Annotated in this window: 23 protein-coding genes; 6 read left to right on the forward strand and 17 right to left on the reverse strand. The window is 77.0% G+C overall.

Going from position 1 to position 23,449, the window contains the following annotated elements:
* Positions 1 to 60: 60 nt before the first annotated feature.
* Both ACYVQV_RS13335 and ACYVQV_RS13340 read right to left on the reverse strand, forming a co-directional pair.
* Positions 61 to 2,805: a hypothetical protein gene (locus ACYVQV_RS13335; protein ID WP_461023792.1), complete on the reverse strand. Its 2,745-nt coding sequence runs from the start codon at positions 2,803 to 2,805 to the stop codon at positions 61 to 63.
* Positions 2,806 to 3,029: 224 nt separating this feature from the next.
* Positions 3,030 to 3,440: a hypothetical protein gene (locus tag ACYVQV_RS13340; RefSeq protein WP_461023793.1), complete on the reverse strand. Its 411-nt coding sequence runs from the start codon at positions 3,438 to 3,440 to the stop codon at positions 3,030 to 3,032.
* A 194-nt stretch (positions 3,441 to 3,634) separates the two neighbouring features.
* On the opposite strand from ACYVQV_RS13340, the gene ACYVQV_RS13345 reads away from it, so the two are divergent.
* Positions 3,635 to 3,970 carry a hypothetical protein gene (locus ACYVQV_RS13345; RefSeq protein ID WP_461023794.1) on the forward strand — a complete coding sequence of 112 codons (336 nt, stop codon included), beginning with the start codon at positions 3,635 to 3,637 and terminating at the stop codon, positions 3,968 to 3,970.
* A gap of 54 nt (positions 3,971 to 4,024) precedes the next feature.
* Here the strand turns inward: ACYVQV_RS13345 and ACYVQV_RS13350 are convergent, their stop codons facing one another.
* From ACYVQV_RS13350 to ACYVQV_RS13385, 8 genes are all read right to left on the reverse strand, one after another.
* A complete protein-coding gene (locus ACYVQV_RS13350; protein WP_461023795.1) occupies positions 4,025 to 4,939 on the reverse strand; it encodes an ABC transporter ATP-binding protein in 915 nt (304 codons plus the stop codon).
* Positions 4,936 to 6,111, reverse strand: a complete 1,176-nt coding sequence (locus ACYVQV_RS13355) for a FecCD family ABC transporter permease (protein WP_461023796.1) — start codon at positions 6,109 to 6,111, stop codon at positions 4,936 to 4,938. The genes ACYVQV_RS13350 and ACYVQV_RS13355 overlap by 4 nt, the downstream gene beginning before the upstream one ends.
* The gene (locus ACYVQV_RS13360) at positions 6,108 to 7,256 is read right to left on the reverse strand and encodes a FecCD family ABC transporter permease (RefSeq protein WP_461023797.1); all 1,149 of its coding nucleotides are present in this window, start codon (positions 7,254 to 7,256) and stop codon (positions 6,108 to 6,110) included. Before ACYVQV_RS13360 ends, ACYVQV_RS13355 begins: the two co-directional genes overlap by 4 nt.
* 164 nt (positions 7,257 to 7,420) lie before the next feature.
* Positions 7,421 to 7,765, reverse strand: a complete 345-nt coding sequence (locus ACYVQV_RS13365) for a histone-like nucleoid-structuring protein Lsr2 (RefSeq protein WP_461023798.1) — start codon at positions 7,763 to 7,765, stop codon at positions 7,421 to 7,423.
* A 154-nt stretch (positions 7,766 to 7,919) separates the two neighbouring features.
* Positions 7,920 to 8,102, reverse strand: coding sequence for a hypothetical protein (locus ACYVQV_RS13370; protein WP_461023799.1), 183 nt, complete (start codon positions 8,100 to 8,102; stop codon positions 7,920 to 7,922).
* 56 nt (positions 8,103 to 8,158) lie between these two features.
* Entirely contained in the window at positions 8,159 to 9,709 is a 1,551-nt protein-coding gene (lysS, locus tag ACYVQV_RS13375; protein WP_461023800.1) for a lysine--tRNA ligase, read from the reverse strand.
* Positions 9,710 to 9,784: 75 nt separating this feature from the next.
* A complete protein-coding gene (locus tag ACYVQV_RS13380) occupies positions 9,785 to 10,468 on the reverse strand; it encodes an ABC transporter ATP-binding protein (RefSeq protein ID WP_461023801.1) in 684 nt (227 codons plus the stop codon).
* 14 nt (positions 10,469 to 10,482) lie between these two features.
* Positions 10,483 to 11,580, reverse strand: coding sequence for an ABC transporter permease (locus tag ACYVQV_RS13385; protein ID WP_461023802.1), 1,098 nt, complete (start codon positions 11,578 to 11,580; stop codon positions 10,483 to 10,485).
* A gap of 151 nt (positions 11,581 to 11,731) precedes the next feature.
* On the opposite strand from ACYVQV_RS13385, the gene ACYVQV_RS13390 reads away from it, so the two are divergent.
* A complete protein-coding gene (locus ACYVQV_RS13390; protein WP_461023803.1) occupies positions 11,732 to 12,988 on the forward strand; it encodes a sensor histidine kinase in 1,257 nt (418 codons plus the stop codon).
* The gene (locus tag ACYVQV_RS13395; protein WP_461023804.1) at positions 12,985 to 13,608 is read left to right on the forward strand and encodes a LuxR C-terminal-related transcriptional regulator; all 624 of its coding nucleotides are present in this window, start codon (positions 12,985 to 12,987) and stop codon (positions 13,606 to 13,608) included. Before ACYVQV_RS13390 ends, ACYVQV_RS13395 begins: the two co-directional genes overlap by 4 nt.
* Before the next feature lie 19 nt (positions 13,609 to 13,627).
* Here ACYVQV_RS13395 and nadC read toward each other — a convergent pair whose 3' ends face one another.
* From nadC to ACYVQV_RS13420, 5 genes are all read right to left on the reverse strand, one after another.
* Positions 13,628 to 14,554: a carboxylating nicotinate-nucleotide diphosphorylase gene (gene nadC / locus ACYVQV_RS13400; RefSeq protein ID WP_461023805.1), complete on the reverse strand. Its 927-nt coding sequence runs from the start codon at positions 14,552 to 14,554 to the stop codon at positions 13,628 to 13,630.
* A gap of 87 nt (positions 14,555 to 14,641) precedes the next feature.
* Positions 14,642 to 16,384: an L-aspartate oxidase gene (locus ACYVQV_RS13405; protein ID WP_461023806.1), complete on the reverse strand. Its 1,743-nt coding sequence runs from the start codon at positions 16,382 to 16,384 to the stop codon at positions 14,642 to 14,644.
* The gene (gene panD / locus ACYVQV_RS13410; protein WP_461023807.1) at positions 16,381 to 16,794 is read right to left on the reverse strand and encodes an aspartate 1-decarboxylase; all 414 of its coding nucleotides are present in this window, start codon (positions 16,792 to 16,794) and stop codon (positions 16,381 to 16,383) included. The genes ACYVQV_RS13405 and panD overlap by 4 nt, the downstream gene beginning before the upstream one ends.
* A 12-nt stretch (positions 16,795 to 16,806) precedes the next feature.
* A complete protein-coding gene (gene panC, locus ACYVQV_RS13415; RefSeq protein WP_461023808.1) occupies positions 16,807 to 17,673 on the reverse strand; it encodes a pantoate--beta-alanine ligase in 867 nt (288 codons plus the stop codon).
* A 139-nt stretch (positions 17,674 to 17,812) separates the two neighbouring features.
* Entirely contained in the window at positions 17,813 to 18,718 is a 906-nt protein-coding gene (locus ACYVQV_RS13420) for a Rossmann-like and DUF2520 domain-containing protein (protein WP_461023809.1), read from the reverse strand.
* A gap of 46 nt (positions 18,719 to 18,764) precedes the next feature.
* Here ACYVQV_RS13420 and ACYVQV_RS13425 point away from each other — a divergent pair, with 46 nt between their 5' ends.
* Together ACYVQV_RS13425 and ACYVQV_RS13430 are read left to right on the forward strand one after the other, a co-directional pair.
* Positions 18,765 to 19,520, forward strand: a complete 756-nt coding sequence (locus ACYVQV_RS13425; RefSeq protein WP_461023810.1) for a methyltransferase domain-containing protein — start codon at positions 18,765 to 18,767, stop codon at positions 19,518 to 19,520.
* Positions 19,513 to 20,580 (forward strand): SAM-dependent methyltransferase, encoded by a 1,068-nt coding sequence (locus tag ACYVQV_RS13430; RefSeq protein ID WP_461023811.1) that lies wholly within the window; start codon positions 19,513 to 19,515, stop codon positions 20,578 to 20,580. Before ACYVQV_RS13425 ends, ACYVQV_RS13430 begins: the two co-directional genes overlap by 8 nt.
* 108 nt (positions 20,581 to 20,688) lie before the next feature.
* Here the strand turns inward: ACYVQV_RS13430 and ddaH are convergent, their stop codons facing one another.
* Positions 20,689 to 21,519 carry a dimethylargininase gene (gene ddaH / locus ACYVQV_RS13435; RefSeq protein WP_461023812.1) on the reverse strand — a complete coding sequence of 277 codons (831 nt, stop codon included), beginning with the start codon at positions 21,517 to 21,519 and terminating at the stop codon, positions 20,689 to 20,691.
* 68 nt (positions 21,520 to 21,587) lie between these two features.
* Between ddaH and ACYVQV_RS13440 the strand changes: the two genes are divergently transcribed.
* Positions 21,588 to 22,013, forward strand: coding sequence for an Lrp/AsnC family transcriptional regulator (locus ACYVQV_RS13440; protein ID WP_461023813.1), 426 nt, complete (start codon positions 21,588 to 21,590; stop codon positions 22,011 to 22,013).
* 20 nt (positions 22,014 to 22,033) lie between these two features.
* Here ACYVQV_RS13440 and ACYVQV_RS13445 read toward each other — a convergent pair whose 3' ends face one another.
* Positions 22,034 to 23,389 carry a PH domain-containing protein gene (locus tag ACYVQV_RS13445; RefSeq protein WP_461023814.1) on the reverse strand — a complete coding sequence of 452 codons (1,356 nt, stop codon included), beginning with the start codon at positions 23,387 to 23,389 and terminating at the stop codon, positions 22,034 to 22,036.
* Positions 23,390 to 23,449: the final 60 nt, after the last annotated feature.

Genomic DNA, 23,449 nt, shown 5'->3' on the forward strand with positions numbered 1-23,449 from the left:
GCGCGTCGTGTCAGGTGGCGCCGGGGGCTGTCGCTCGGCACCGGACCCCTGCTCCCCCGTCTACCCGTAGGCGCCTCCGCCGGGCCGAGGACGTCGGGCGGCGGGCGGCTGCGCACGTCGCGCGCGCCGGCGCCGGTGGGTCCGCACCGCGGTGACCGCGAGCGCCAGCAGGGCCGCGAGCGGCAGGACGGCCGCCGACAGGCCGAGCCACGGGTTGGGCCGGCTGACCTGGCCGGTCGGGACGCCGTCCAGGCGCGCGGGTCCGGCGGCCGCGGCGAGGGCGGTGCCGTCCGCGTCGCGGTCGCCGCCGGTGTCGCGGCCCTCGGTGGCGCGGGCGGACGCGGGTGCCGGGAGGCCGGGTACGCCGTCGGCTCGGTCGGCCGGGCCGGGTGCCGGGGCCAGGGTCGCGCCGGGGACGCGGCGGGGGGCGGACCGGGAGACGGTGCACGAGCGGTCCGCGTCCGTCCCGCAGGTCACGGGGGCGGAGCCGGCCGACCCGGTGCTCACCCGGACGGTCCCGCCGGCGCTCACCGACGCCCCGCCGCTGATCACCTGACCGCCCGGGACGGCCGGTGCGGGTGGCACGCACGGGGTGGCGGTGCCGGTGCCGGCGCACCCGCCCGCCCCGCCGGTCGCCTGCGAGTCGACGGCGCCGGTGCCTCCGGAGGTGGTGCCGGCCTCGGCGTCCAGGGGCGTGACGACGACGGCGACCGCCGTGCCCGTCGTGCCGCTGCGCCCCGTGGTGGACGCCGCCCCGCCGTCCCCCGCGACCGCGGGCCCGTCGCCGCGCGGGGCCGACGTCCCGAGGTCGAGACCGCCGCCCGCCCCGCCGGTGGCCAGGGCCGTCGCGGGACCGCTGGGGCCGCTCGTGGCGCGGCCGTCGGCGGAGCGGTCGGTCAGGACGACCGTGAGGGACCCGCCGGAGTCGCCGGTGCGGGCCGTGGACGTGGCGGCCCCGCCCGCGCCGGGCTGCAGGCCCGCGGGGGTCCCTGCGCCGCCGTCGGTGCCGTCGGTGCCGACTGTGCCGACTGTCCCCGCGGTCACCGGGACGCCGTCCGCCATCCGCTGCCCGGCGGCGCCCTCGCGGGCGAGCGCCGTGGCGTCGCCGGTGCGGCCGGACGCGGCGTCGGACTCCGCGCCGTCGCCGGCCGCCGTCCACGTCGTCGCCGTCCCGGTCCCCCCGGACGCCGCGGACGCCGTCGCGGTCCCGCCCCGACCGGTGCCGGTGCCGGTGCCGGTGCCAGTGGGGGCGGGCACGGTGACGTCACCGTGCGCGGCCCCCGTGTCCCCGGACCGAGCCGCGGTGGTCGCGGCCCCGCGGACGGTGACCGCCACAGCGGTCGCGTGCCCGGAGTCGCCGGTGCGCGCCTCGGACCGCGAGGTCCCCGTCCCGGCCCCGGAGGCCGTGGCCGGGCCGGTTCCCTCCGCGGGGGCCGCGGCCACGGGGAGGGCGGCCGTGGTGGCCGGCTGGACGGCGCCCTGGTCGCCGTTGCGGCTCGACGCCGTCGCGCTCCCGTCGAGCGCCACGGCGAGGGCGGTCGCGGCGCCCGGCACGCCCGGTCCGGGCGAGGGCGGTCCGAGCACGGGGTTGGACGCGTGCGCGGGGCGCTCGACCCGGGCGGTGGCCGCACCGGCGGCGGACACGGCCACCGCGACCACGCAACTCGGCACGTGCGAGCCGTCGTCCTCCACGGCGCAGCGCAGGGCCCCGGGACGGGACGGGTCGCGCTCGCCCCAGACGGCGACGTCGACCTGCGCGCGGCCGGCGTGACCCTCCGGACCGGCCGACGGCAGGTGCGCCAGGACCTGCGCGGCGTACGGCCGGGTGTCCACGCCGGTGGCCCGGCCGGTCAGCGCCGTGACCTCGTCGACGAGCAGCCGGGCGCCCGTCTCCAGGGAGGTCAGGCTGACGGTGGTGGCGCGGTCGTCGGTCAGCGGGGCGCGGGGGCCGGTCGGGACGCCACCGCCGGGGAGCACCCGTCCGGTGCTGCCGCTGGTGGCGGTGGCGGAGGCCGCGCCGCGGCCGGTGAGGCTGAGGGCCGTCGCGTCGCCGCTGCGTCCGCTGCTGACGACGACGGCCGGGGTCCCGTCAGTGGTGCTGTCGGTGGCGACGGCGGGGAGGGCGGTCGTGCCGCCGGACGGCGCGCCGGCGGTGAGCTGTCCCGCGGCGGCTCGTGCGGTCGCGGCGCCGTCGAGGCTGACGGCCAGGGACACGGCGCAGAAGCACCCCGGCCCGGCGTCGCCCGCGACGACCCCGGCGTCGGCGAGCAACCCGGCCAGGTAGCGGCTGAGCGCCGCGCGGACCGCGTCCTGCCCCAGCGCGCCCGTCGCGCGCAGCGCCGGGTCGGTGGGAGGGGGCTCGGCGCCGGGTTGGTCGAGGACGTCGGCCTGGACGTCGGTGGGGACGTCGGCCTGGACGTCGGTCGGGACGTCGGTCGGCGCTGCCGGGTCGCCGGGCGGCACGGGGTCCGCCGACGCGTCGGGGTCCCCCGCGGGGTCGGTGGTGGGCGAAGCGGTGGGTGTGCCCTGCCGGTCCTCGGCGCCGTCGTCCGTCTCGCGGTCGCTCCCGGAACCGGTCTGCCCGTCGTCGGGCGCGGTGGCGTCGGGTGCGGTGTCGTCGGGCACGGCGGCGTCGGGCACGGCGGCGGGGTCCGTCCCCGTCGCGGCGAGGACGGAGGCGCCGGCCGAGCCACCCTGGTCGGCGACCGGGCCGTTCAGGTCCTCCGCGGGAGGCGGTGCCTCCTGGGCTGCCGCGGTGCCGGGGACGACACCCGGCACGAGCAGCGCCGCGGCGGCCCACAGCACCGTCCTGCACCTGTCGGGTCGTCGCGCGCCGCGCCGCCGTCCCCCGTCGTCCGGTGCCCCCCACCCGGCCATGGACCCCTCCGCCCGCGCGTGCCGCTACCCAGCAGGGACAGTAGGGGAGCATTTTCCGCGCCCGCAAGCGATTCACGAATGATGGTCCTGCGCATGCAGGAAACCTGTGCGAGTCTCGCGGCGCGAGACCGTCCGGATCTCGGATCGGCTCGTCAGCGGTCGCCGGACACCAGGGGCAGGTCGGCCCCCCGCCGCGCGCGGGCGAGGGCGAGCATCGCGTCGTACTGCACCGCCAGCAGGTGCTTGAGGTCGTCCGGCAGCCCGGCGTCGGCCTCGATCGCCTCCCGCGTGGTCGGCGGCCGCCGCACCGGCGGGGTCACCTCCCGCAGCCCCGCCTCGTCGGAGGTGAGGTGACCTGCCGCGACGAGCATCTCGAGGAGGGTCGCCTGCAGGGGACCCACCAGCCGGCGCAGCTGGGCGACGGACGGCGTCGTCCCGCTCGTGCGCCACCGGGAGATCGCCGAGTCGGGTACGCCCGAGGCGCGCGACAGGTCGCTGTTCGACGCGAAGCCGACAGCCTCCATCCGGTCCCCCAGCCACGAGGCCCAGTCCTGCTGCGTCACCGCACCCTCCGGGTCGACGTCGTCCAGACCGCTCCATGCTCGCACGCCGGACCACGGCGACCGCGGCGCCACGGACGGGGCCGCGCGCCGCCGCGCCGGCGTCCCGCTCCGCCGGCGATTTCGGGAACTGGTTGTGATCGGACCGTTACCTGGGCACACTTCATCGGGCCAGGGGGGTGACTGGTGGAGGCGACGTGGGCACACCCGGAGGGGACGACGTCCAGGGCCTGACCCTGACGGTCTGCACGGGGCTGGAACCCCTGTGGCGCGAGGCGCACGCGCGGGTGCGCGCGGCTCCCGACGGCTCAAGCGAGCAGGCCCGGTGGGCCGCCGCCCTCGACGCGCTCGTCGTCGCACTGCAGGCCGGAGAGGACGTCGCGTCACGCCGCTGCCCGCACCTCGGGCGCCGCCGGTGGGCTCAGCGCACCCCGCACGCGGTCGAGGTGGTGCCTGCTCCGGCCGCACCCGGAGCCGGCGCGGGACCGCGGCTCAGCGCCCGGCACCTGCGTCGCGTGGCGGCCCGGCACTGACCCGTCCCCGCACCGGGCCCGCTCCCGTCCCCGGCCGGCCCCCGGGCCCGGGCGTCACGGCGTCCGGCCGACAGGCACCACCAGCGGCGTCCCGGTCACGGGGTCGGCGACGACCCGGGCCTCCAGGTCGAACACCGAGCGCAGCAGCCCCTCGGTGAGCACCTCCTGCGGCGGCCCCTGCGCGACGACGCGCCCGTCCCGGACGGCGACCAGCCGGTCGGCGTACCGGGCGGCGAGGTTGAGGTCGTGCAGCACCATCACGACGGTGCGCCCGCGCTCGGCGTGCAGCCGCCGCACCAGCTCCAGCACGTCCACCTGGTGCGCCAGGTCCAGGTACGTCGTGGGCTCGTCGAGCAGCAGCAGGTCCGTGCCCTGGGCCAGCGCCATGGACAGCCACGCCCGCTGGCGCTGCCCGCCGGACAGCTCGTCGACGCACCGGTCGGCCAGGTCGGTCAGGTCGGTCCACGCCAGCGCCTCGGCGACCACCATCTCGTCGTCGCGCGACCACTGGCGGTACCAGCGCTGGTGCGGGTGACGACCCCGCGACACCAGGTCGGCGACGGTGAGCCCCTCGGGCGCCACGGGCGTCTGCGGCAGCACCCCCAGCCGCTGGGCGACCTGCCGGGCCGGCAGCCGGCTGATGTCGTGGCCGTCGAGGAGCACGTGACCGCCGCGCGGCCGAAGCAACCGCGCCATCCCGCGCAGCAGCGTCGACTTGCCGCAGCCGTTCGGTCCGATCACCGCGGTGACGGAGTGCTCGACGACGTCGAGGTCGAGCTCGTGGACGACGGCGCGCTCGCCGTACCCGAGGGTCAGCGCCCGGGCGCTCAGCGGCGCCGGTGGGCCCGCCGTGGAGGCGGTCGCCGCGACGGCCGACGACCCCGCCGACGACCCGGTCTCGACGGCCCCCGCACCGCCGGTGGGAGCGGCGGACGCGACGGCGGGTGCGGTTAGGGCGGTGGAGGTCATGCGCTGGCCTTCCTCGAAGCGCGGGCGAGCAGCCACAGCAGGTAGGGGGCGCCGACGACGGCGGTGACGATGCCGACGGGCAGCTGGACCGGCAGGAGCTCGCGGGCCACGAGGTCCGAGGCGGTGACCAGCGCCGCGCCGACGAGCGCGGACGCGACCAGCGGTGGCCGCGGGGTGCGGGCGAGCAGCCGGGCGACCTGCGGGCTGACCAGCGCCACGAAGGCGACCGGGCCCGCGGCGGCGGTCGCCAGCGAGGCGAGCAGCACCGAGACCGCCAGCAGGGTGAACCGGACGCGCTCGACGCCGAGCCCCAGCGAGCGTGCGACGTCGTCCCCGAGCTGGAGCACGCCCAGGCGCGCGCCGAGCACCACCGCGAGGGGCAGGAGGACCACGAGCCCGACCACCACGGGCAGCGCCTCCGGCCATCCGCGGGCGTTCAGCGAACCGGTGAGCCAGACCGTGGCCCGGGTGGCGTCCTTGATGTCGGCCAGCACGAGCAGCCAGCTGACGACCGCGAACAGCGCGGACGCCAGCGCCACCCCGACGAGGACGAACCGGTAGCCGTCCACCCCCTGCCGCCACGCCAGGCCGTACACGAGCGCGGCGGCGACGGTGCCCCCGGCGAGCGCCGCAGCGGGCACCCCCACCTGACCGGCCAGACCGCCGGCCAGGCCGCCGGAGCCGGCGAGGACGATCACCGCGACCGCCCCCGCCCCGGCACCGGCGGTCACGCCCAGGAGGTCGGGGCTCGCCAACGGGTTGCGGACGACCGCCTGCATCAGCGCGCCCGCGACCGCGAGGGCGGCGCCCACGACGAGCCCGGTGACGGTCCGCGGCGCCCGCAGACCGGTGACGACGACCTGCTCGAACGGCTCCCCGCCCCCCAGCAGCACCTGCAGCACCCGCCACGGGGTGATCGGGTAGTCGCCGACCGCCATGCTCAGCGACGCGAGCACGGCGACGGCCGCGAGGGCCGCCACGACGACCGCCAGCGGGCGGGGCCGCAGGACCAGGCTGAGGGGCCCGACCCGCGCGGCCCGCCGTCCCCCCAGGCCGGCGGAGGGCGGCGCCGCAGGGTGCCCCGGGGCCGGCGGGGACGTCTGGGAGGACGGCTGCGGGAACGGCTGAGCGGACCGCGTCGCCGTGGCGGGTGCGCTCGACGGGGCGTTCACAGCCGCACCATCCGGCGCCGCCGCACGAGGGCGATGAAGAAGGGCGCGCCGACCAGGGCGAGGACCACGCCGACCTGCAGCTCCCCCGGCCGCACGAGGACGCGGCCGACGACGTCCGCGGCGACGACGAGCACGGCCCCGGCCAGGCCCGCGGTCGGCAGCAGCCAGCGGTGGTCCGGTCCGGTCAGGGCGCGCGCGACGTGCGGGACGACGAGACCCACGAACCCGAGCGGCCCGCACGAGGAGACCGCGGCGCCCACCAGCAGCGTGACCGCGGCGATCCCCACCAGGCGGGTGCGGGCCACGTCCTGGCCGAGCGCGCGGGCGACGTCCTCACCCATCCCGAGCAGGTTCAGCCCGGGCGCGTTGAGCGCGGCCAGCACCATCCCGGCGGCGAAGAAGGGCAGCAGCGGGACGAGCACGTCCAGCCCCCGGCCGGCCACGGACCCGACGGCCCAGAACCGGTAGCCGTCCAGCGTCGTCGCGTCGGAGACGACGACCGCGGTGGTCAGCGCGGTCAGCAGCGCCGTCAGGGCCGTCCCGGCGAGCGCGAGGGTCACCGGCGTCGCGGGCCCCGACCCGCCGGCCGACCCGACGAGGTACACGACGACGGCGGCGAGGGCCGCACCCCCGAAGGCGAACCACACGTAGGTCAGGGGGCTGCTCGCCCCGAGCAGGTAGATGGCCAGGACGACGGCGAGCGCCGCCCCGGCGCTGACGCCGAGGATGCCCGGGTCGGCCAGCGGGTTGCGGGTGTGCCCCTGCATCAACCCGCCCGCGACCCCGAGGGCCGCGCCGACCACGAGGGCGACGAGGGTCCGCGGCAGCCGCAGGGAGCGGACGACCACGGCCTCCTCGGTGCCCGCGTCGGCCCACAGCCCGGTCCACACCTGGGCGGGCGTGAGGCCCCGGGCGCCGACCGCCAGACTGGCGACGACGACGAGCAGGACCAGGAGGCCCAGGACGACGAGCGCCAGCAGCCGGCGGCGGCGGACGGACGGCCCGGCGGGCAGCGCGGGCAGCGCCGGGCCGGAGACGGCCCCGGGGGGCTGCGACGTCCAGGGGCCAGACGACGTCCCGGGTCCTGACGACGGCCCGGGTGCGGGTGACGGCGCGGAGGTCGCCGCGCTGCGCCCGGTGCTCACGAACCCGACCCCCACGCGTCTCGGCCGCAGCGGTCAGCGACCTGGTGAGGCAAGCCTAACCTGAGAACCGGGTGCGGGTCACCGAGGGCTCGGCGACCCGCACCCGGCGAGACAGCGGCTGCTCCGGCCGCCCGGACAGCGCGGACGCCGGCGCGGGTCGGACGTCAGTGCGCGGCGGCGTACGCCTGCTGGATCTCGGCGCTGATCCGGCCGCGGTCGCTGACCTCGTACCCGTTCGCTCGGGCCCACTCGCGCACCTCGGTGGTGGACGCGCCGTTCGCCGAGGCCGACGCGGAGGACGACCGGGCCCGGGACGAGCGGCGCCCGGAGCGCCCGCCGACCTTGCGCGCGTGGCCCACCCACGTGGCCAGGTCGTCACGCAGCTTCGCGGCGTTGTCGGCGTTCAGGTCGATCTCGTAGCTCACGCCGTCCAGCGCGAACGACACCGTCTCCTCGGCGTCACCGCCGTCGACGTCGTCCACCAGGATGACCTGGACCTTCTGAGCCATGGTTTCCCTCCTCACGGGACGCGGCGGCCGGGAATTCTGGGGAATTGACGTGGCCGGCCGCCGCGGTAATCAACGCGCCGATCATGACGGAATACCCGGGCAATGGCAAAAAGAAAGACCCGGACAGCGGACCGGGTCATTCTCGGGGTGGCGTTCAGTCGCCGGCGCCGGACGACGACGTGACGTCCTTTTCGGCACGCGCCCGCTCGTGCTCGCGCCGGTCGAGCTCGGCCATCGCCTGCCGCTCGCTGCGGTCGGCGTTGACCAGGGCCCGGATCACCCACCAGAACAGCAGGCCGACCCCGATGGACGGGACGAGCGCGGCGACAGCCTCCATGCCGTCGAGGATACGCCTGCCGCGGGCGCGCCCGGTCCAGCGGTGGCCACCCCCGCTCAGGACTGCTCGGGCCGTACCAGCGGAAAGAGGATCGTCTCCCGGATACCCAGGCCGGTGAGAGCCATCAGCAACCGGTCGATACCGATTCCGACGCCGCCCATCGGCGGCATTCCGTACTCCATCGCGCGCAGGAAGTCCTCGTCCACGCGCATCGCGTCGACGTCACCCAGGGAAGCCAGCCGGGCCTGCTCCTCGAAACGCGCCCGCTGAACCACCGGGTCGTTCAGCTCCGAGTAGCCGGTGCCCAGCTCGAAACCGCGCACGTACAGGTCCCACTTCTCCACCACGCCGTCCACCTCGCGGTGCGCCTTCACCAGCGGCGACGTCTCCACCGGGAAGTCGCGCACGAAGGTCGGGGCGTACAGGGTGTCGCCGACGGTCGCCTCCCACAGCTCCTCGACGAGCTTGCCGTGGGTGACGTGCTTGGGGTCCAGCTCCACGTCCAGCCGGGCCGCGTGGACCTGGAGGTCGGCCACGGACGTCGACGGCGTGACCTCCTCCCCGAGCGCCTCGGACAGCGACGGGTACATCGACAGCTGCGCCCACTGCCCACCGAGGTCGTACTCCTCACCGTCGGCGAGGGTGACCACCGTGCCGCCCGTCGCCTCCCGGGCGGCGGTCTGCACGAGCTCCTGGGTCAGGCGGGCCATCGCGTCGTAGTCGGCGTACGCCTCGTAGAACTCCAGCATCGCGAACTCCGGGGAGTGCGTGGAGTCCGCGCCCTCGTTGCGGAAGTTGCGGTTGATCTCGAAGACCCGGTCGATCCCGCCGATGGCCGCGCGCTTGAGGAACAGCTCGGGCGCGATCCGCAGGAACAGGTCGATGCCCAGGGCGTTCGAGCGGGTCACGAACGGGCGCGCGGCCGCCCCACCGTGCATCGTCTGCAGCATCGGCGTCTCCACCTCGACGTAGTCGTGGCGGTGGAAGGTGCCGCGCAGGCTGCGCACGACGTCCGCCCGCAGCCGGACCATCTCCCGCGCGCGGTCCCGGACGACGAGGTCGACGTAGCGCTGGCGGACCCGCGCCTCCTCGCTCATCTCCTTGTGCAGCACCGGCAGCGGCCGCAGCGCCTTGGACGCCATCCGCCACTCGTCGGCCATCACCGACAGCTGCCCGCGCCGGGAGGTGATGACGCGGCCGTGGGCGTACACGAAGTCGCCGAGGTCGACGTCCCGCTTCCAGTCGGCCAGCGCGTCCTGCCCGACCACGGCGAGGCTGAGCATCACCTGCAGCCGGGTCCCGTCGCCGTCCTGGAGCGTGGCGAAGCACAGCTTGCCGGTGTTGCGGACGAACACCACCCGGCCCGCGACCCCGACCACGTCGTCCGTCTCGGTACCCGGCTCGAGGTCGGGGTGGGCCTCGACCACCTGGCGCAGGCTGTGCGTGCGCGGCACCCCCACCGGGTACGGGCGACGGCCCGGTGCGTCGGTGAGCAGCCGGTCGCGCTTCTCCCGGCGGACCCGCAGCTGCTCGGGCAGGTCGGGCTCGTCCCCCGCCTCGACACGCTGGACGTCGGCCGCGCCGGTCGCGCTCTGCTGCTCGCTCACGGGGGGCAAGGCTAACGGCGCACCGGGCGGTCCCCCGCCGCGCGTCCCGTCCGCCCGTCGCCCCGCTCCCGGCGCTCAGGTGGCGACGGCCTCGAGGCGGCCGTCGAGCAGGCGGACCGTCGTGTCGACCGACCCGAGCGTGGACGCGTCGTGGGAGACCAGCAGGGTCGCGGCCCGCAGCTCCCGGGTGAGCCGGGTGATGAGCTCCACCACCTGGGTGCCCCGGTCGTGGTCCAGGGCGGACGTCGGCTCGTCGACGAGGAGGACGGCGGGCCGGCCGACGAGGGCCCGGGCGATGGCGACGCGCTGGCGCTGGCCGCCGGACAGCTGCGCCGGCCGCTTGTGCGCCTGGTCGGCCAGGCCGACCACGTCGAGGAGCTCCAGGGCCCGCCGGCGGACGGCGCGGCGGCGTCCGCCACGCAGGTGGGCGTGCAGCTCGAGCTGCTCGAGCGCCGTCAGGGACGCCAGCAGCTGGGGGAGCTGGAAGACCAGGCCGACGCGCTCCAGCCGCAGCCGGGCCGCGTCGGCGCGGGGGGTGGTCGGCGTCAGGACGACGTCACGCCCGAGGCGGACGGTGCCCGAGGTCGGGCGGGTCAGGCCGGCAGCGACGGCGAGCAGGCTCGACTTGCCGGCGCCGGAGGGCCCCAGGAGCGCCGTCGTCGTCCCGGCGGGCACCGACAGGGTGACGTCGTCGAGGGCCGAGAGCGTCGACTCCCCGTCGGGGTAGACGAGGGTGACGCGGTCGAGGTGCAGGTCCACGGTGGGCTCCCGGTTCAGCGGGCCGCGAGGGCGGCGTGGGGGTCGATGCGGGTGATCCGGGCGACCGCGGTCGTGGCGCCCCCCAGACCGAGGACGACGAGCACCGCGGCCGGTCCGAGGGTGGTCGCCGGCGACACGAGCACCGGCACCGCGCCGGCGGCCAGCGCGCCGAGACCGGCGGCGGCAGCGGTCCCGACGGCGACGCCGCCGACGAGGAGCACCGCCGCCTGCCCCACCGCGTCCCGCAGCAGGTAGCCGGTGGACGCCCCGAGCGCCTTGAGGACCGCCACGTCCCCCTGCCGGCCGATCGTCCAGACCGTGAAGAACGCGCCGACCACGAGGGCCGAGATGACGACGAGGAACACCTGGATGGTCGTCAGCGACAGGCTCTCCGCGGCGTAGGAGGCGATGGCGCCGCGCGCGTCGGCGCGCGAGACGGTCGTCGTGCCGAGGGCCTCGTCGGCCCTCCCGAGGTCGGCGGCGTCGAGGTCCGCGGACGCGTCGGCCGTCAGCGCCACGACGGTCGCGACCGGCTCGTCCGCGGAGACGCCCCGGGCGCCGACGGCCTGCCAGTCCCGCAGCGAGGTCCAGACCACCGGCGTGTGCGACAGGTGCTGCTCGGCGGCCGCCACCCGGGCGACCGCCAGGTCCGTGCCGTCGAGCGACACCACGTCCCCCGCCTGCAGGTCGAGCTGCTCGGCGGCCGGGCGGCTGAGCACCACCTCACCGTCGGACGGCGCACCACCCGGGACCAGCCCGCTGCCCGGACGCACGCCGAGCGCGGTGACGGACGCCGTCGTCGTGCGCGACGTCGCGCGGGTCGGGGCGACCCCGAGCGGCTCGGCGGCCCGGACGCCGGCGACCCGGCCCCAGCCGGACCACTGCTCCGGCGTGACCCGCGAGGAGGTCAGGTCCACGGCGTCCCCCGGCCCGGGCATCCCGAAAGCGAGGTGGTCGGCAGGCAGGTCGCTGACGGCGGACGCCGACTCGCGCGCCAGGCCGGCGGTCAACGCCGACAGCGCGGTGACGAGCAGCGCCACCATCGCGACGACGGCGGTGACGAGGGCGAAGCGGCCGCGGGCGTGCCGCAGGTCGGCCAGGGCGACGAGCACGGGTTCCTCCTGGTGGTCGGACGGCTCCAGCCTCGGGCCGCCGGGTCACAGCCGGATCGACCGACCGGCCCCTCGCCCGCGGCCGTCCGGACGAGTGCCGGGTCGTCCTTTCGGCCGATGCCGCGCCCCGGGGCGCGGTTAGCGTGGTGGGGTGCGCCGTCTCGTGCCGCGTCTCGCCGACACCCCGCAGGCCCTGCTGCGCGGCCTGGACGTCCTGCTCGCCGGGCTCGTCGTCCTCGCCGTGCTCCAGGCACCCGCGCCCTCGCGGGGCCCGGCGGCGGCGCTCGCGGCGGCCCTGCTGCTCGGCCACGCCGCGGTGCGGCGGCGACTGGCCGTGCACGACGGCGCCGTCGACGCCCCCCGAGGCGCGTGGTGGCCCGACGTCGCGGCGGTGGGGGCGCTCGTCGGCCTGTGGAGCGCCCTGCTGGCCGTCTCCGGGGCGGCGCTGTGGGCGGCCTTCCCGCTGATGCTCCTGACGGTGCACACCCTCGGGCCGCGCCGGGGCGGCGCCGTCGTCGCCGTGACGACAGCGGTCTGCGTCGCGCACGGCGTGCTCCGCTCCCCCGACCACGGACCCGTCCTCGGCTACGTGCTCGGTCCGGTGCTCGGCGCGCTGGTCGCCGTCGGCTTCGTGCTCGGGCTGGAGGCGATCGTGCGGGAGTCCCAGGCCCGCCAGCGCGCGCTCGACGAGCTCGGGGTCGCCCGCACCCACCTCGCCGAGGCCGAGCGGGCCCGACTCGTCGCGACCGAGCGCGAGCGCCTGGCCCGCGAGATCCACGACACCCTCGCCCAGGGGCTGTCCGCGATCGAGCTGCTGCTGCGCGCCGCGGGCACCACCGTCGGCTCGGACGACGCCCGCACCGCCGCGCTGCTGGGCCGGGCGCGCGCCGCCGCGCAGGACGACCTGGCCGAGGTCCGCCGCGTCGTGCGCGCGCTCGCGCCGCAGGAGCTGACCCGCTCCAGCCTGGTCGAGGCGCTCACCCGGGTCGCGGACCGCGCGAGCACCGGCACCCTCACCGTGCGGGTCCGCACGGTCGGCGAGGCGCGGCCGCTCGCCGTCGCGCTGGAGGCCACCCTGCTGCGGGTCGCGCAGTCGGCCGTGGCGAACGTCGTCCAGCACGCCGGGGCGACCCGGGCGCACGTCACGCTCACGTTCACCGACGAGCACGTCCTGCTGGACGTCGTGGACGACGGGCGGGGCTTCGACCCCGACGCACCACCGGCACCGGCCGGTGGGGGCTTCGGTCTCGTCGCGATGCGCTCACGCGTCCGGGAGCTCGCGGGGAGCCTCTGCGTGGAGAGCTCACCCGGCGGTGGCACCGCCGTCGCCGTCACCCTGCCGGCCCCGGAGCCTGTCGACGTGGCCCCGGCACGGCCCGCGGTCGCCGCCGGTGGCGGGCCCGCGTGATCGACGTCGCGATCGCCGACGACCACCCGGTCGTGCGCACCGGCCTGCGCGCCGTGGTCGAGAGCCAGCCGGGCATGCGGGTGGTCGCCGAGCTCGCGACCGCCGAGGAGCTGCTGCGCTGGGCGGCCACCCACCACGCCGACGTCGTCCTGCTCGACCTGCACTTCGGCCCCGGCCGCCTCGGGGGCGCGGAGGCGGCGCGGAGGCTCGCCGCGAGCGGGGGCCCACCGGTCCTGGTGGTCACGACGTACGGCTCGGACGCCGACATCCTGGCCGCCGTCGAGGCGGGGGCCACCGGCTACCTGCTGAAGGACGCGCCGACCGACGAGCTCGCCCGCGCCGTGCGGGCGGCCGCGTCCGGGCAGACCGCGCTCGGACCCGCCGTCCAGGCCCGGCTGCTGGGGCGGTTGCGGGCGCCGGGGGTCAGCCTCACCTCCCGGGAGGTCGACGTGCTGCGGCTCGTCGCGGCCGGCCGGTCCAACGACGAGGTCGCCCGGGAGCTGTTCATCTCCCGGGCCACGGTCAAGACGCACCTGGCGCACCTCTACGACAAGCTCGGCGTCCGCTCCCGCACCCAGGCCGTCGCCGTCGCCCGGGAGCGCTCCGTCCTCCCCCGGTGAGCGACCGGTGGCCGGCGGGTCAGCCCACCAGGTCCAGCGCGACGTCCAGGACGGGGCTGGAGTGCGTCAGCGCTCCCACCGACAGGTAGTCGACCCCCGTCGCCGCGTACGCCTCCGCCACGTCGAGCGTCAGCCCGCCGGTGGCCTCCAGCTCGACCCGGTCCGGCGTCGCGCCGCGAGCCGCGGCGACCGCCTCGGCCAGCACCTGCGGCGACATGTTGTCGCACAGCAGGAAGCGCGCCCCGGCCTCGACGGCCTCGACGGCCTCCTGCGGCGTCGTCACCTCCACCTGCACCTCGACGTCGGGGTAGCGCTCCCGCACCGCCGCGTACGCAGCGGCCACCGACCCCGCGGCCAGCTTGTGGTTGTCCTTGACCATCGCCACGTCGAACAGGCCCATCCGCTTGTTCGTGCCGCCGCCGCAGCGCACCGCGTACTTGTCGAGGAACCGCAGGCCGGGGGTGGTCTTGCGGGTGTCGAGCACCGTCGCGCCGCTGCCGGCCAGGGCGTCGGCCCAGGCCCGCGCGTGGGTGGCCACACCCGACGCCCGGCAGAGCAGGTTGAGGGCGGTGCGCTCGGCGACGAGCAGCACCTGGGTCCGGCCCCTGACCTCGGCGAGCACGTCCCCGCGGGTCACCCGCGAGCCGTCCGGGACGAGCAGCTCGCACGACGGCACGGGGAGGTCGAGGCGGCGGGCGACGTCGGCGAGCGCGACCGGCCAGACCGCCGAGGCAGCCAGCACACCGTCGGCGCGAGCCACCACGCGGGCGGTGCGCTCCTGCTCGACGGGGATCGTGGCGAGCACGGTGACGTCCCGGCCGGGGTCACCGCCGAGGTCCTCGTCGAGCGCGCGGCGCACCGTCTCGGTCAGGAGGTCGGGGTCCAGTCCCGGCGACCCGCTGGTGTCGGCGGGCGGCGCGGTGACCTCGATGGCGTGGCGTCCCACGGTGCGTCTCCTCCTCGTGGCGGGCGGCGTCCGGTCGGCGACCGGCGAGCCGCCGTGGCGCCCCCAGGGGCGCCGGTCGGGCAGCGGTCAGCGGGTGGCGGTGGCGGCCGGCGCCCCGCGCAGCGGGACGAACCGGTCCACGAGCGCGCCGTCGTCGTCCAGCCGCAGGTGGGTGCGGCCGAGCAGCCCGTCGTCCCGCTGCGGGTGGTCCAGCCGCTCGTGGCCGCCGCGCGTCTCCGGGCGCAGCGCGGCGGCCAGCGTCAGCGCGGTGGCGACCTGGTGCAGGTTGGTCGTCTCCCACTCGGCGGTCGAGGGCACCGAGGGGGCCCCATCAGGGGTGCCCGACAGGCCCGTCGGGACCGCGGCCAGGGCGGCGGCGGCGCGCTCGAGACCGGCGGCGGTGCGCACCACGCCCGGGCCGTCGGTCGCCGCCCGCTGGACGAGCAGCCGGGAGGCCGCCGCGACGAGGGCGGCGGGGCCGGACCGCTCCACCGGGTCGACCCGCCGCGGGCTCCCGGTCGCGAAGCGCGTCGCGACGTCGTCGGCGATGCGGTGCCCGAACACCAGGCCCTCGAGCAGGGAGTTGCTGGCCAGCCGGTTCGCACCGTGGACGCCGGTGCACGCCGTCTCCCCCACCGCGTACAGCCCGGGCACCCGGGTGCGACCGGCGAGGTCCACCGCCACGCCGCCCGAGTGGTAGTGCTGGGCGGGGGCCACCGGCACCAGGTCCTCCGCCGGGTCCAGGCCGTGCTCGGCCAGGCGCGCCACGATCGTGGGGAAGCGCCGGCGCAGCGTCGCCCGGCCCAGGTGCCGCGCGTCCAGCAGCACGTGGTCCGCGCCCGTGGCCGCCATCCGCCGCACGATCGCCTTGGCGACGACGTCGCGGGGCGCCAGCTCGGCGAGCTCGTGCACGCCGGGCATGAACCGGACGCCGTCGGCGTCGACGAGCCAGGCGCCCTCGCCGCGGACCGCCTCGGAGATGAGCGGCTGCTGGCCCTTCGCACCACTGCCCAGCCACAGCACCGTCGGGTGGAACTGGACGAACTCCAGGTCGGCGAGCTCGGCCCCGGCCCGCAGCGCCGCGGCCGTGCCGTCGCCGGTGGCCTCGCGCGGGTTCGTCGTCGAGACGTACACCTGGCCGATGCCGCCCGTGGCGAGCACCACGACGGGCGCCAGGACCGCCCCGACGCCGTCGCGGGTGCCCTCGCCGATGACGTGCAGGCTCACCCCCGCCACGGCGCCCGGCGCGCCGTCGGGGCCGGGCGGGCCGGTCAGGACGTCGAGCACGAGCGCGTGCTCGACCACCTCGATCCCCGGGTCGTCGAGCACCGCCTGCAACGCCGCCACCAGCGCGCGCGAGATCTCGGCACCGGTCGCGTCCCCGCCGGCGTGCGCGATCCGGTCGGCGTGGTGGCCGCCCTCGCGGGTCAGCGAGATGCCGCCGTCCGCGTCGGTGTCGAACCGGGCGCCGAGGTCGACGAGCTCACGGACCCGCGCCGGGCCCTCGGTGACCAGCGCGCGCACGGCGTCCTCGTCGCACAGGCCGACGCCGGCGACGAGCGTGTCGTGCAGGTGCGCCTGCGGGGAGTCGGTCTCCGCGAGCGCGGCGGCGACCCCGCCCTGCGCCCACAGGGTGGAGCCGCTGGACAGGACCGTCTTGGTGACGAGCAGGACCTTGCCGACCCGGCGGCGCAGCCGCAGGGCGGTCGTCAGCCCCGCGATCCCGGACCCGACGACGACGACGTCCGCCGTCGCCGTCCAGCCGGGTGCGGGGGCGTGCAGGCGGCGGGCCAGCCCCGGGCGCTCCGCGGCCGCCCCGGTCGGTCTCACACCCGGACGCCGGAGGGGAACACGCCGTACCCCTCGGGGACGTTCCCCGGGTCCTGCCCCAGGTCGACGACCTTGTTGTCGGCGTCGACGAACACCACGTGCGGACGGCGGGTGCGGGCCTCGACCTCGTCGAGCATCCCGTAGGCGATGATGATCACGGTGTCGCCGGGGTGGACGTGGTGGGCGGCGGCGCCGTTGATGCACATGACGCCGCTGCCGCGCTCGCCCGGGATGACGTACGTGGACAGCCGGGCGCCGTTGGTGACGTCGACGACGTCCACCTGCTGGCCGGGGATGAGGTCGGCCGCGTCGAGCAGGTCCTGGTCGACCGTGAGCGAGCCCACGTAGTGCAGGTCGGCGTCCGTGATCGTGGCCCGGTGGATCTTGCCGAGCAGCATCGGTCGCAGCATGGGTGGCTCTCCTTACGCGTGGGCGGCGGGGGCGCCGACCACGAGGGGAAGGTTGTCGATCAACCGGGTCGCGCCGACCCGGGCGGCCACGGCGAGCAGCGCCTCGCCCCGGTACCACTCGGGCACGTCCTCCAGGGTGTCCGGATGCACCAACGCCAGGTAGTCGACCCTGCTTCCCGGTTCGGCGACCAGGACGTCCCGGGCGGCACGGCGGATGGCGCTGGCGCCCTCCGCCGCGACGTCCCGCCCGGCGTGCAGGGCCCGGGACAGCACGAGCGCGACCTCGCGGTCGAACGGCGTCAGGTAGGTGTTGCGGCTGCTCATCGCCAGACCGTCCGGCTCGCGCACCGTCGGGACGGCCACGATCTCGACGGGGAAGTCCAGGTCCTTGACCATCCGGCGGATCAGCAGGAGCTGCTGGGCGTCCTTCTGACCGAAGAACGCCTGGTCGGGGCGGGTCAGGTGGAGCAGCTTGGCCACGACGGTGAGCACGCCGTCGAAGTGACCGGGCCGCGACGCGCCCTCGAGCACGTCCCCGAGGTGGCCGGCGCTGACCCGCACGCCGGGGTCGCCGTCGGGGTAGACGACGTCCGGGCCGGGCGCGAAGACGAGGTCGACGCCCTCGGCGCCGAGGAGCTGCAGGTCGGCGTCCAGCGTGCGCGGGTACTTCGCGAGGTCCTCGTTCGCGCCGAACTGCAGCGGGTTGAGGAAGATCGTCACCACGACGCTGCCGGCGGTGCGGCGGGCCTGGCGGACGAGCTCGGCGTGGCCCTCGTGCAGGGCGCCCATCGTCATCACCACGGCGACGGGCCCGGCGAGCGCGGAGCGGGCCTCGGCCAGCTCGTCGCGGGTGCGCACCAGGCGGGGGGTCGCGGTCACGGGCCACCACGGTACCGGCGGCCCACCCCTGCCCCCGCGTGACCTGCACCACCCACCCCTTTGCTCACCCAGGCGGGCTTTGCTCACCGGTTGCTCGGTTCAGAGCCCGCAAACCGAGCAACCGGTGAGCAAAGGGGGGTCAGTCGGCGAGGGCGTCCAGGAGGGCCTCGGCCGCCTCCGGGCGCAGCCGTCCGCTGGCCAGGGCCCGCTGGGCGGTCGCCCGGGCGAGGGCCTGGTAGGTCGCCAGGACGTCGGCGGCGTCCGTCGCCGCCGCCACGCCGGCCACGACCGACCGGTGCGCCGCCACCGTCCCGGCGTCGCCGCGCGCTACGGGCCCGGTGAGCGCGTCGTCGCCACGCTGCAGGGCGTTGTCCAGGGCCGCGTGCAGCAACGGCCCGAGCAGCCGGTCGGTGCTCTCCACCCCCGCCCCGCGCAGCAGCTGCGCCGCCTGCGCCACGAGCGTCACGAGGTGGTTGGACCCGTGCGCCAGCGCCGCGTGGTACAGCGCCCGGTGCTCCTCCGCGACGACGACCGGCTCGGCGCCCATCTCCACGACCAGCGCCTGCGCCACCGGCAGCACCGGCCCCGGTGCCGTCACCCCGAAGCAGCAGTCGGGCAGCCGGGACAGGTCCAGCGACGTCCCGGTGAAGGTCATCGCCGGGTGCAGGGCGAGCGGGATCGCGCCGCGGCGCAGCGCCGGCTCCAGGACCGCCGTCCCGTACCGGCCGCTGGTGTGCACGACCAGCTGGCCCGGCTGCCACGCGCCGGTGGCCGCGAGCCCGGCGACGAGGTCGGCCAGGGCGTCGTCCGGGACGCACAGCAGCACCAGCTCGGCGCGCTCGACGACCTCCGGCACCTCCAGCAGCGGGACGCCGGGCAGCAGCGACTCGACCCGGTCGCGACTGGCCTGGGACACCCCGCTGGCCCCGACGACGGCGTGCCCGGCGGCGCGCAGGGCGCTGCCCAGGACGGCACCCACCCGTCCGGCGCCGACGACGCCGACCCCGAGCCGTCCCGGGCGCTGCTGCGGCGGCTGTTCGCTCACCGACGCGAGGCTAGCCGCCGCACCGTCCCGCACTAGGCTCGGCCGCGTGGGACGGCACGACAGGGTGGCGGCGCTGGCGGACCTGCCAGGTGCCAGCGCGGCCCTCGAGGGCGAGGAGCTGGTGGTCGCCGACCTCGGCTGCGGCCAGGGGCGCACGGTGCGGGCGCTGCTCGCGCACGGCCCGGACGTCGTGCACGCCATCGACCACGTCTCCGACCTCGACGACGACCTGCTCACCGACGCGCGCGTGCGCAGCCGGATCGCCGACCTCGACGACCCGCGGCTGCCGCTCGAGCCCGGGACGGTCCACCGGGCCGTGTCCCTCAACGTCGCCGAGCACCTCACCGACCCCGTCGCCCACCTGCTGGCCTGCTACGAGGCGCTCGCCCCCGGCGGGCTGCTCGTACTGGCCCACAGCGACTGGGACACGGCCCTGTTCACCAGCACCGACGACGCGCTGACCCGGGAGCTGGTGGACCGCTTCGTCGCCGTGGTGCCCCGGTGGGCCGAGCGCGCGGACGGCTTCATGGGCCGCAAGCTGCTCGCCCTGGCGGACGCCTCGACGGCTCGCGGTGCGCCGTTCGAGCTCGTGACCGTGGACTCGTGGGCGGACCCGCACCGGCGGTTCGACGACGGGTCGGTGGCGTGGAAGGTCGCGATGGGGATGCTCGCCGCGGCCAAGGAGGACCCCGACCTGGCGGGGCGCGCTGCCGGCTGGGTCGAGGGTCTGCGCAGGCTCGCGGACGCCGGGCAGTTCCTGTTCGCCGTCACCGACGTCGCCCTCGTCCTGCGGCGTGCCTGAGGGCCCGGTCGTGGACGGCCGGCGCCCGTGGCGGGTCGCCTGGGACGACGCCCTGTACGGCGGCGACGGCTTCTACCGGCGCCCGGAGGGCCCGGCGGGGCACTTCCGGACGGCGTCCCACGCGGCCGCGGTACCGCTCGGTCGGGCCCTGGCGCGGCTCGCCAGGGCCGCGGGCTGCACGTCGGTGGTGGACGTGGGCGCCGGCCGGGGGGAGCTGCTGCGCGGCGTCGCCACGGCGGACCCCACGCTGCGGCTCGCGGCGGTGGAACGGGCGGACGCGCCCCCCGGGTGGCCGTCGCAGGTCGCCTGGACCGACCGGCTCCCGGAGCACCTGGACGACGCGCTCGTCGTCGGCTGGGAGCTGCTGGACGTGGTCCCGTGCACGGTGCTGGAGGTCGATGGGGACGGCGTCGCGCGCGAGGTGCTGGTCGGCACCGACGGGTCGGAGCGGCTGGGTGGCGGGGCGGCACCGGAGGACCTGGCCTGGTGCGACCGGTGGTGGCCCCTGGACGCGGCGGAGCCGGGTGACAGGGTCGAGGTGGGCCGAACCCGTGACGAGCTGTGGCGGTCGGTGGTCGACCGGCTGGGGTCCGGGGTGGCGCTCGCCGTGGACTACGCGCACGACCACGCCGCGCGCCCCGCACCGGGGACGCTGACGGGGTACCGGCGCGGGCAGCAGGTGCTGCCGGTGCCGGACGGCGCGTGCGACCTGACCGCGCACGTCGCCCTGGACGCCGTCGCGGCCGGGCTGACGGACGGCGCCACGGCGCCGGTGTCCCGTTCGAGGGCGCCTGCGTCGACGGTGTCGGTGCCGACGGTGCTGACGGTGTTGACGGTGCTGACGACGCAGCGGCAGGCGCTGCGGGCGCTCGGGGTGGACGCCGCCCGGCCCCCGCTCGCGGTCGCGTCGTCCGACCCCGCCGGGTACCTGGCGGGGCTGTCCGCCGCCGGCGAGGCGGCGGAGCTGCTCGACCCGGGCGGGCTCGGCGGGTTCGGCTGGCTCCTGCACGCCGTCGGGGCACCCGCCGTCGAGGGGGTGGCCGGGCTGCTCGGCACGTGACCAGGACCGACACGACCCGGCCCGACCCCCTCGGGTCGGGCCGGGTCCTGTCCGCGGCCGGGTCGACAGTCGGGTCAGCCGCCGGCCAGCCGGTGGTCTGCCGCGGGGTCAGCGGGCGGGACGCAGCTCCTGCGTGCAGCACTTGACGCTGCCGCCGCCCTTGAGCAGCTCGGACAGGTCGACCGGCACCGGGACGTAGCCGCGCTCGGCGACCTGGGCGGCGAGCTTCTCCGCCCGCTGCGGGATGACGACGTGCTCGCCGTCGCTGACGAGGTTGAGGCCCATCACCTCGGCGTCGGTGTCGGACGCGACGACGGCGTCCGGGAACATCCGCCGCAGGATCGCCTGGCTGCCCGCGCTGAACGCCGGCGGGTACCAGGCGATGTTGCCGGCGCCCGGGGTGTCGTCGAGGACCGCGAGGGCGACGTCGAGGTGGTAGTAGCGGGGGTCGACGAGGCGCAGACCGACCACGGGGACGCCGACGGTGTCGGCGAGCTCGGCGTGCCCGCGGGGGTCGGTGCGGAACCCGTAACCCGCCAGGACGACGTCGCCGAGGACGGCGAAGTCGCCCTCGGCCTCGTTGACGTGCTCGGCCTCGGTGACGGACTCCCACCCGAGCTCCGCGGCGTGCGCCCGGTGCCAGGCGACGTGGTGGGCGGCCTCGGCGGTGCGCTCGGCGTTGGCGAAGCGCGCACCGAGCACCCGGCCCCCGACGACCGTGGAGCCGTTGGCCGCGTACACCATGTCGGGCAGCCCGGGCTGCGGCTCGAGCAGGTCGACGCGGTGCCCGAGGCCTCGGTACGTGTCCACGAGGGTCTGCCACTGGGTCAGGGCCAGGTCGTGGTCGACGCGGGTGCCCGCGGTCATCCAGGGGTTGATCTCGTAGAGGACGTCGAAGTGCTGGGGTGCGCACATCAGGTAGTGCCGTGGGGTCGCCATGGTGAACGACGGTAAGGTCAGCGTGGCGCAACGCCAAGCCGCTCCATGGACGTCAGGGGTCAACGATCATGCGTCTTGACGCGACCGACCGTCGAATCATTGCGGAGCTCGTCGAGGACGGTCGGCGCAGCTTCGCCGCCATCGGCGAACAGGTGAACCTCAGCGCACCGGCGGTCAAGCGCCGGGTCGACCGGCTACGGGCGGACGGCGTGCTGCGCGGCTTCACGGCGCTGGTGGACCCCGACGCGCTGGGCTGGACCGTGGAGGCCTTCGTCGAGCTGTTCTGCGAGGGGCGGGTCCCGCCGCCGCGGATCCGGGCGATGCTCGTCGACATCCCGGAGGTGCACGCGGCCTTCACGGTCACCGGCGACGCCGACGCGATCCTGCACATCCGCGCGGCGGACATGGCCCACTTCGAGCGCGTGCTGGAGACGGTGCGGGAGCGGGACCTGGTCCGGATGACCCGCTCGACGGTGGTGCTGTCCCGGCTGTGACGGGCGGTCCGGCCGGTGGCTCAGGCGCCGGGCGGCCGCATCCACTGCTCCGGCCCGGCCGTCGACCGGGCCGCGCGGGCACGCCGGGACTGCTCGAGGAGAAGCTCCCCGGCGGTGGCGGCGTCGAGGTGCGCCACCCGGGGAGACACCGGCCCCGGCGTGGAGTGCACCACGAGCGAGGCGACGTCGAGGCGACGCTGCAGCGGCCCCTGGCTGACGGCGAGCGACTGGGTGCGCTCGTGCGGCACGACGACGAGGTGCCGGGTCAGCCGCCCGCTGCGCAGCACCAGCCCCCGCCCCGTCACGCGGAACCCGTTGCGGCGCCAGGCCACCAGGTCGACCCACCGGGACCTGGGCGGCGCGCAGGTGAAGCCGCCGGCCGCGGTCGTCCCCTCCATCCCCTCGTCGAGGACGTGCTGCGGGCTGTCGACCCCGAGGTCGGGCAGCACCAGGGCGAGCACCGACAAGGCGTCCTGGCGGGTCCCGACCGGCAGCAGCGTGGACTCCGTGCTGTTGCCCATCTCGTCGGCGCCGTAGCCGGCGACGTTGACGTCGACCTTCCACCAGTCCGGCCCGCGCCACAGCAGAGGCTGGGTCAGGCGCACGGCCTGCACCCGGCCGGGTGGGACGGTCTGCGCGCGCGACTCCAGGAGCCCGTGCCGCAGGCGCACGCCGTCCGGCGACTCGGCCACCCGGAAGGCGAACCCGCGCGAGAACGACGACCAGTGCGCTCCGGCGACGCCGAGCACCGCCGGCCCGATGCCGATGAGCACCCCCGGTTGGTCGAAGACGACCACCGCGACGACCAGACCCACCACCGCGACGGCCAGCGCGATGGTGGCGGAGGAGCGCACCAGGCTCATCACCAGGCGGTCGGTGGGGACGTCGAGGACCGGCCGCTCCGGGGCCTCGGGTGCCTCGGAGCCCTCCTCGTACCTCACCCCGGCGGCCCGGGCGAGGAGGGTGTTGCGCAGGCGCTGCGCCTCGGCCTCCCGCAGGTACGCCAGGCGCACCTCGGACCCGGGTCCCCCCGCGACCTCGAGCTTCAGCTCGGACAACCCGAGCAGCCGCGCGAGCAGGGGCTGGACGACGTCCACGGCCTGCAGGCGGTCCAGCCGCGCCTGGCGCTGCTGGCGGAAGAGCACGCCGGTGTGCAGGTGCACCGCCTCGGCCGCCACCTGGTAGCGCATCATCCGCCAGGACAGCCACGAGTACGCCGCCGCGACGAGGGTGGCCGCGAGCAGCAGCCCGCCCGTGACCAGAAGCTCGGTCCGGCCCGGGACGCCGTTGCCGGCGAACAGGTCGTCGGAGCGCTGCTGGACGAAGATCGCCAGCAGGACGGCCAGGACCTTCCACCCGCGCACGACGGGCGTCACCGGGTGCAGCCGGTGCCACTGGCCGTCCGCCTCGGGGGCGCCGTCCGCGCCGCGAGCGCC

The organism is Thalassiella azotivora (assembly GCF_054781695.1).